At 60.8% G+C, this 7119-nt stretch carries 8 protein-coding genes; 5 read left to right on the forward strand and 3 right to left on the reverse strand.

Translation table 11 applies throughout. The annotated features are described in order from the left end of the window. Positions 1–94: 94 nt before the first annotated feature. Positions 95–508 carry a response regulator gene (locus tag VC35_RS27200; protein ID WP_046043766.1) on the reverse strand — a complete coding sequence of 138 codons (414 nt, stop codon included), beginning with the start codon at positions 506–508 and terminating at the stop codon, positions 95–97. A gap of 75 nt (positions 509–583) precedes the next feature. Then, positions 584–781 carry a Flp family type IVb pilin gene (locus VC35_RS27205; RefSeq protein WP_046043768.1) on the reverse strand — a complete coding sequence of 66 codons (198 nt, stop codon included), beginning with the start codon at positions 779–781 and terminating at the stop codon, positions 584–586. Between the two features lie 322 nt (positions 782–1103). On the opposite strand from VC35_RS27205, the gene cpaB reads away from it, so the two are divergent. From cpaB to VC35_RS27230, 5 genes are all read left to right on the forward strand, one after another. Beyond that, on the forward strand, positions 1104–2048 hold the full coding sequence (gene cpaB, locus VC35_RS27210; RefSeq protein WP_046043769.1) for a Flp pilus assembly protein CpaB: 945 nt from the start codon (positions 1104–1106) through the stop codon (positions 2046–2048). Between the two features lie 119 nt (positions 2049–2167). Further along, positions 2168–3358, forward strand: coding sequence for a CpaE/TadZ family protein (locus VC35_RS27215; protein ID WP_046043770.1), 1191 nt, complete (start codon positions 2168–2170; stop codon positions 3356–3358). Continuing rightward, positions 3355–4635: a TadA family conjugal transfer-associated ATPase gene (locus tag VC35_RS27220; protein WP_046043771.1), complete on the forward strand. Its 1281-nt coding sequence runs from the start codon at positions 3355–3357 to the stop codon at positions 4633–4635. Before VC35_RS27215 ends, VC35_RS27220 begins: the two co-directional genes overlap by 4 nt. Positions 4636–4644: 9 nt before the next feature. Next, positions 4645–5529, forward strand: coding sequence for a type II secretion system F family protein (locus tag VC35_RS27225; protein ID WP_046043772.1), 885 nt, complete (start codon positions 4645–4647; stop codon positions 5527–5529). Positions 5530–5531: 2 nt separating this feature from the next. After that, positions 5532–6422, forward strand: a complete 891-nt coding sequence (locus VC35_RS27230) for a type II secretion system F family protein (RefSeq protein WP_046043774.1) — start codon at positions 5532–5534, stop codon at positions 6420–6422. On the opposite strand, the gene VC35_RS27235 is transcribed toward VC35_RS27230, so the two are convergent. After that, positions 6419–6775, reverse strand: coding sequence for a DUF6124 family protein (locus VC35_RS27235; RefSeq protein ID WP_046043776.1), 357 nt, complete (start codon positions 6773–6775; stop codon positions 6419–6421). The genes VC35_RS27230 and VC35_RS27235 overlap by 4 nt on opposite strands. Positions 6776–7119: the final 344 nt, after the last annotated feature.

Below are 7119 nucleotides of genomic sequence, written 5' to 3' on the forward strand. Positions count from 1 at the left end.
ACTCGCCGTAAGGGCGAAACCGCCAGTAGCCGTTACCGCAGAAATGGATATGTACTCGATCAACCCAAACATGGTCGGCCCAGAGGCCGCCAAGTCAACCTTTGACCAGATAAACCTGCGGTTGAGGAAACAGATTATTGAGCGTCTCCAACAACCGCACGTGATAAATCGGCTTGCGAAAAAGATCCAGCACCTGCAAGCGCAACATGTCACTGACATCATCCATGCCCGCATGCCCCGACATCACAATCACCGGCAAATGCTGGCGCGACGTATGCTCGCGCAAGCGCTTGATCAACGACATGCCGCTCTCCTCCGGCATGCGTAAATCGGTGATCACCAAAGCGATATCGGGATGCCGGGTCAGGTGCTGCAGCGCGAGCTTGACCGAAGTGGCCGTAAAACAATTGAACCCCTCACCCTCCAGCAACTCCGCCAACTCAAGCAATGCGTCCTCTTCGTCATCCACCAGAAGCAGTTGTTGGCGTGGCTGTGCGTGAGCGTTCATGAGGTAACACCTGCAATGGACGAAGCGCTGACGTTAGAAACCCTGTGAAGCAACAGCAAATTGTCGACTTCCTTGTCACAGCGCCGCTTGAATCGTGTTGAACGTGGCAGTGATGGCGTTCTGAACACCTCCACTGAAACCGGCGAGCACCACCGCGACCATGGCCGCAATAATCGCGTACTCAATACCGGACGCACCCTCGGTATCCTTGGCCAGGCCCTTGTAAAAAGCGATCCCGGATTTGACCTTCTCAACAAGCTTGGAAAAAGACATGACATTTCTCCTGGACGACGACGGGTGTTGCACGGACGCAACATGATTCCCCAGTGCCAGCACCAGCATTGTCGGCATTCCCCGGCCCAACAACTGTAAATACGCATTAACACTAAAGTATTAACCGTTTCGTTGACGTCAAAAACAGGTCGTTTTATCGCAACTTTGCACTTTCGTTAGATATTGTTTCCACACTAATGGCATTTTGCTCTACCTGCGCTACGGTCAAATAGCGAAATAGTTCCATGTTCATAGCTGCCTGATTGCGAAGTTGTCTCGTTAGACCTGACGGGGTTTGCGCAGCAGGAAAGGGAGAGCCTTCATGAACAGCCGTGTCACTCTGGGCCTCGCCGGATTGTTTCTGGTCGGCGCCATCATTACCGGTTACTGGGGACTCACATTGAGTCGTCAACCGGCCCCCGAGACCGTTGCCCAATCCACCGTCAATGCACCACTCGCCATTGCACAGCTGCCAGTGTCGGCAAATGACCCGACCCGCCATCCCGTGGTCGTGCTGGTCAACGATGTCGCGCCGTATACGCCGATCACCGCCGCCGATGTCGTCCTGGAACAGTTGCACACCGCCCCGGCCGGCAGCCTGACCAGCCTCGACCAGGCGATTGGCCGTACCCCTTGGCGCGCCCTCACCGCCGGCAGCTGGCTCAACGACGAAAGCTTCGAAGCCGGCAGCAAGCTGTCACGGATGATCCGCCCAAATGAGCGCGCCCTGGCGGTTGCCATGGAAGAAGTGGTCAGTATCGGCGGGCAACTGACACCCGGTGACTATGTCGACGTGCTGCTGTTCCTGCGTATGGACACCCTCAATCCGCAGCCAACGGCCCAACTCGTGGTGCCGGCCTTGCGGGTGCTCGGGGTCGGCGAGCAGTTGGGGTTGACCAACGACGGCCAGCCTTCCAGCCCGGCGCGCAACGCCGATGAAAAACTCAAACAGGATCAATCCCGAGGCGCGGCCCGGACCGTGTTGCTCGCCGTTCCAGAACAACTGGTGAGCCGCCTGATGCTCGCGACCCAGGCCGGCGTGCTGCGCCTGGCCGTGCGTAGCGCCGATGAAAAACGCCTGGCGCGCTACTGGGCCGGTGAAAGCAGCTCTTCCGCCAACCTGGCCAATGCCAACCGCGAGTTATTGCAATTCAGCCAGCTGGCCATGACTGCGCCGCCCAAACCCGTTGCCAGCCCTGGCGCCGTATCGCGCAAAACCAGCGTGGAAGTCATTCGCGGCAACGAGATCACTCAACAAACACCCTGAGTCGAGCAAGGATACCTTTCCATGCGCAGACCTTTTACGCCACTGTTCAACGGCTTGATCCGGGCCACTTTGCTCGGCGGCCTGCCGGCGAGTGCGGTATCACGCAGCGAGTTATCGCAATGAGCCAGAACCTGAGTCAAACCTTCCTCGCGATCACGCGCAACAGCACCGACCTGGAATGGCTGCAAGGTGCCCTTGCGCCCTTGGGCCAGGTGGTCAGCGCCGGTGGTGGCAGCCTCGACGAACTGTTGGCACTGGTGGACGTGACCTGCGCCAGCCTGGTGTTCATCGGCCTGGACCGCGACCACGTGGTAACCCAAAGCGCGCTGATCGAAGGCGCGCTGGAAGCCAAACCGATGCTGGCAATCGTCGCGCTGGGCGACGGCATGGACAACCAGCTTGTGCTCAATGCGATGCGCGCCGGGGCCAGGGATTTCGTGGCCTATGGTTCACGCTCCAGTGAAGTCGCGGGGCTGGTGCGACGCCTGAGCAAACGCCTGCCCGCCATCGCGCCGAACACGCACCTGGGCCGCCTGACCGTACTGTATGGCGTGCAGAGCAGCGCCGACGGCGCATTGCTGGCCACGCACATGGCGCAAGTGGTGCAAAAAAGCGGACAGCACACGCTGCTGCTGGACCTTGGATTACCCCGGGGCGATAGCCTGGCGCTGCTGGGCCTTGAAAGCTCGTTTCATTTCGGTGATGCATTGCGCCACTTGCGACGCCTGGACGCGACGCTGATCGACAGCGCCTTCACCAGTTGCGAAGCCGGGCTGCGCATCCTCGCCTACGCCAGTGGCGATGAACCGCTTGAACACACCAGCGCCGCCGAGCTGTACATGTTGCTCAGCGCCCTGCGCCAACACTTCCAGCACATCGTGGTAAACCTCACGGGCCAACCTGACAGCGAAGCGCTGCGCACCTTCGTCAACCATTGCGACAAACTGCTGTGGTACACCGACCAGAACGTGCTCGACTGCCGCCGCAACCTCACGGTGCTCAACTTGTGGCGCGAAAAAGGCATGAAGCTCGATCACGCCAAATTGCTCGTGGACCGCTACCTGCGCAGCGTCGCACCGGACTCCGACACCCTGGGCAAAACGTTCGGCCTGGAGATCATCGCCACCCTCGCCTACAGTCCGGAAGTGCGGCTCAACGCCAAGAACCAGGGCCTGACCTTGTTCGAACTGGCCCCACGCGAAGGCCTAACCCAGAGCCTGCGCACCCTCGGCGAGTGCCTGGCCAAACATTCCGAAGGCCTGGCCAAACCCAAGACCGGCTGGTTCAACCGCTTGAGGGGCGCACAATGAGCAGTGAAAAACTCTTCGGCTCCCCCCATCGCGGCGCGGTCGGCAATACCGACCACGAAGGCCTGAAACTGGTGCTGCACCGCTACATCATCGACGCCATCGAAGAGTCGGGAAAAAACCTGCTGGAGGGCTCGCGCCAGGCGCTGTCGCAGTTCGTGATCGACAAAGTGGCCGAGTACATCGCGCGTTTGCACCTGGCGATTTCCCGCTATGAAATGGAGCGCCTGGCCGAAGAGATCGTCGACGAACTCACCGGTTTCGGCCCGTTGGAAGTACTACTGCGCGACACGGCGGTGACCGAGATTCTGGTCAACGGTCCGCACCGGGTATTTGTCGAACGCGAAGGCGTGCTGCATCTGAGTGACCTGCGCTTTATCGATTCGCACCACGTCGAACGTGTCATGCAACGGATTCTCGCGCCCCTGGGCCGGCGCCTCGATGAGTCTTCGCCGATGGTCGATGCGCGCCTGCCGGACGGCAGCCGGGTCAACGCCATCATTCCGCCGATAGCCCTCGATGGCCCCTGCCTGTCGATCCGAAAATTCCGCAAGGACATGCTCAAAAGCTCCGATCTGATGGCGATGCAAACCATCGATCACGCAATCTTCGAATTCATTCAGGAAGCCGTGGGCAAACGCTGCAACATCCTGATCAGCGGCGGCACCGGCACCGGCAAGACCACGCTGCTGAACATTCTCAGCCAGTTGATCAACCCTCAGGAACGACTGGTCACCATCGAAGACGTCGCCGAACTGCAACTGGGCCACCCTCACGTCGTGCGCCTGGAAACCCGTCCACCGAATGCCGAAGGCCATGGCGAGGTGAAAGCCAGCGACCTGATTCGCAACGCCCTGCGGATGCGCCCGGACCGGATCATCCTCGGCGAAATTCGCGGAGTCGAAGTGGTCGATGTATTGACCGCCATGAACACCGGCCACGACGGCTCGATGAGTACCGTACACGCCAACAACGCCCAGGATGCGCTGCTGCGCCTGGAGACCCTGGTGGGCTTGACTGGCCGCAGCATCGCCGAGCGCACCCTGCGGCAAATGATCTGCGCGGCGCTCGACGTGGTCATCCAGCTCACGCGCATGCCCGACGGTCGCCGCTGTGTCAGCGAAGTGGTGGAAGTCGTCGGTGTGCGCGACGACGTGTATGTCACCAACACACTGTTCCGTTTCGACCGCCACACCGGATTCGGTTTCCTGCGCGAAGCCGTAAATCCGGCTGGCGACAAATTGCGCCGGGACTCGGCGCTGTCTCCCTCGGCGTACTGAGGCCACGGCATGCTCAAACCGGCGCTGCTCATCCTCGTTTGCCTGATCTTTCTCGGCCTGGCGCTGCGCCTGCTCTATAACGGCTTGCGCCAGACCGGCAACGAACGGATTTTGGGACGCCTGAGCCAGGGGCAACCGCTGCGGGTCGTGCAGAAGCCGTCATGGGCGGGCCTTGAGCGGGCGTTCCTGCGCGCCGGACTCGGACGTCCCACCGAACGCCTGGGTCAATGGCTGGTGTTCTGGATACTCGGGGTGCTGCTGGGGATTGCCCTGGATGGCTGGATCGGCGCGCTGCTGGCGCTGCTGGTGCCTCCGGTGGTGGTACGACTGTTCGTCAGCTGGCGTTATCAGCGTCGCCTCAGTCGCATGATCGAACAGCTGCCGATGCTGCTCGACCACGCCGTGCGCAGCCTGAAGTCCGGACGGACCCTGGCCGATGCCGTGCTCGGCGCCATCGATGCGGCCGAAGACCCGCTGAAAAATGCCATGGGCCGGATTCAGCGCAATGTGCATCTGGGGGTCAGCCTGGCAGACGCCGCTTCGGACTTCGCCGAGCTGTACGAGAAAGATGAACTGCGCCTGCTCGCACTCGGTTTGAAGGTCAACCACCGTTACGGCGGCAATGCCAGTGAGCTGCTGGAAAACCTGATCAAGATGATCCGCGAACGCGAGCAAGCGGCTCGCCAGTTGAAGGCCATGACCGGCGAAACCCGTATCACTGCCGTGGTCCTTGCCCTGCTGCCGGTCTCGGTTGCTGGTTACTTTCTACTCACCAATCCGACCTACCTGCTTTCCATGTGGCACGACAGCTCGGGGCAAATCATGCTGGCGAGTGCCTTCGGATTTCAGGTGATCGGTTGCCTGGCGCTTTGGCGCATGTTGCGTAGCCTATGAATATGAAGATGCTCTTGCTGGTGAGCGCACTGCTGCTTTTCGGGGCGGCACTGTTGTTGCTCAGCGCCTTGCTGGACCAAAGCCGACGGGCACGCCAGGTGGCCCAGCGACTGGATGGCAAGGCGCCGGGTGATAGCCACTTCAGCCAACTGCTGCAAGCCCTGGGCGCCAGCCGCCTGGGGCAGCAGTCGGTCAAAATGGACAACGAAACCCAGGCCCTGCTCAACCGACTGGGCTGGCGTAGCGTACGCCAACGCTCCTTGTTCGCCGCCTTGCAGGTGGGCGTGCCGGTGTTGGCGCTGTCCTTGTGCCTGCTGATCCAGGGGCTGTTCTACCCGAATGTGGAGAACCACTGGATCGCCCCGATGCTCGCCACCAGCGCCGGCTATCTGTTGCCCAAACGCTGGCTGGCCGCGGCCGCACAACGTCGGCAAAAACAACTGGCCACCGAAACCTCAACCTTCATTGCGCTGCTGCGCACCCTGTTCGAATCGGGCATGGCGGTGGAGCAATCCCTGCGTGTGCTGAGCCAAGAGGGCAGGCAATTGCTGCCCGCCCTGACCCATGAACTGCGCCTGATTCTGACCCGCGTCGATTCCGGCCTGGAACTGGGCGAAGAGTTGAACAAGACCACCCGCTTGCTTGCAGTAGACGAGTTCACCGACACCTGCGTGATCCTTCAACAATTGATCCATCAGGGGGGCGGCGCGATGAAGTCCTTGATGGCGCTCAAACAGTTGCTCGACGACCGGCGCCTGACGCGCCTGCAGGAATACATCTCCAAGATGTCCGCCAAAATGTCCGTCGTGATGATGCTGTTTCTCTTCCCTGCGTTATTGATCGTCCTGGCCGGCCCGGGCTTCACGGCTCTGGCCCGGTCCTTTGGCCACTAATCCTGCGGATCGAGATTATCCAGCGCCCGATTCACCGCCAGCTCACCCAGCATGATCACCTGCGCAATCCCCAGCATCGTATTGCGCTGCGAACCCTGCAGAAACCCCGCGAAATCACTCGCCATCACACTCGCCGACGCCAGTGATTCACAGGCGTGGGCCAGCAGGGTTTCGGTGTCGATATTCGGGGCGATGACAAACATCGTGCCGGGCTTGTGGGGGGCAGGTTGCCTGGGGGGATTGAGGTAGTGATCGAGGGCGCGGTCGGCGGCTTCGTGGAGTTTGTTCGAGTGGGGGGACTGGTAGGGGGAAACGTCGTCGGTTTCGGGGGGATTTGGGGTGGGTTTGATCATGGTGAAGCTCCATTCTTGGATTTGGAGTTCGCCATCACTGCGACCAAGCAGATGGGTGGCGAACCGTACGCAGGTTGGTCGACCAGGGAATGGAAACCCGGCAGGGCCAGGGCCCTCCCACGCACGGCTCGCCATTAAGCAAGCACAAAAATGCCGCTCGCGCGGCACTGTGCGCCATTCTAAACCCGGGCGACCAAACCCGATCACTGATTTTGCAGCGACCGACAAAGGCTAGAGATCGCGCTTCCGACGGACAACCTGAAAAGCGTGTCGGAGATTTCCTAGGGGTCTGAGGAAAACGCACAGGAATGTGTTGGCTGGAAGGACGTCATCGCGAGCAGGCT

It is taken from the genome of Pseudomonas fluorescens, from assembly GCF_000967965.1.
GTDB lineage: Bacteria > Pseudomonadota > Gammaproteobacteria > Pseudomonadales > Pseudomonadaceae > Aquipseudomonas > Aquipseudomonas grandcourensis.

Bases quoted from the DNA above. Each gene is read 5' to 3' on its own strand.
- VC35_RS27200 (WP_046043766.1), bottom strand. From the start codon at position 508: ATGAACGCTCACGCACAGCCACGCCAACAACTGCTTCTGGTGGATGAC.
- VC35_RS27205 (WP_046043768.1), bottom strand. From the start codon at position 781: ATGTCTTTTTCCAAGCTTGTTGAGAAGGTCAAATCCGGGATCGCTTTT.
- cpaB (WP_046043769.1), top strand. From the start codon at position 1,104: ATGAACAGCCGTGTCACTCTGGGCCTCGCCGGATTGTTTCTGGTCGGC.
- VC35_RS27215 (WP_046043770.1), top strand. From the start codon at position 2,168: ATGAGCCAGAACCTGAGTCAAACCTTCCTCGCGATCACGCGCAACAGC.
- VC35_RS27220 (WP_046043771.1), top strand. From the start codon at position 3,355: ATGAGCAGTGAAAAACTCTTCGGCTCCCCCCATCGCGGCGCGGTCGGC.
- VC35_RS27225 (WP_046043772.1), top strand. From the start codon at position 4,645: ATGCTCAAACCGGCGCTGCTCATCCTCGTTTGCCTGATCTTTCTCGGC.
- VC35_RS27230 (WP_046043774.1), top strand. From the start codon at position 5,532: ATGAAGATGCTCTTGCTGGTGAGCGCACTGCTGCTTTTCGGGGCGGCA.
- VC35_RS27235 (WP_046043776.1), bottom strand. From the start codon at position 6,775: ATGATCAAACCCACCCCAAATCCCCCCGAAACCGACGACGTTTCCCCC.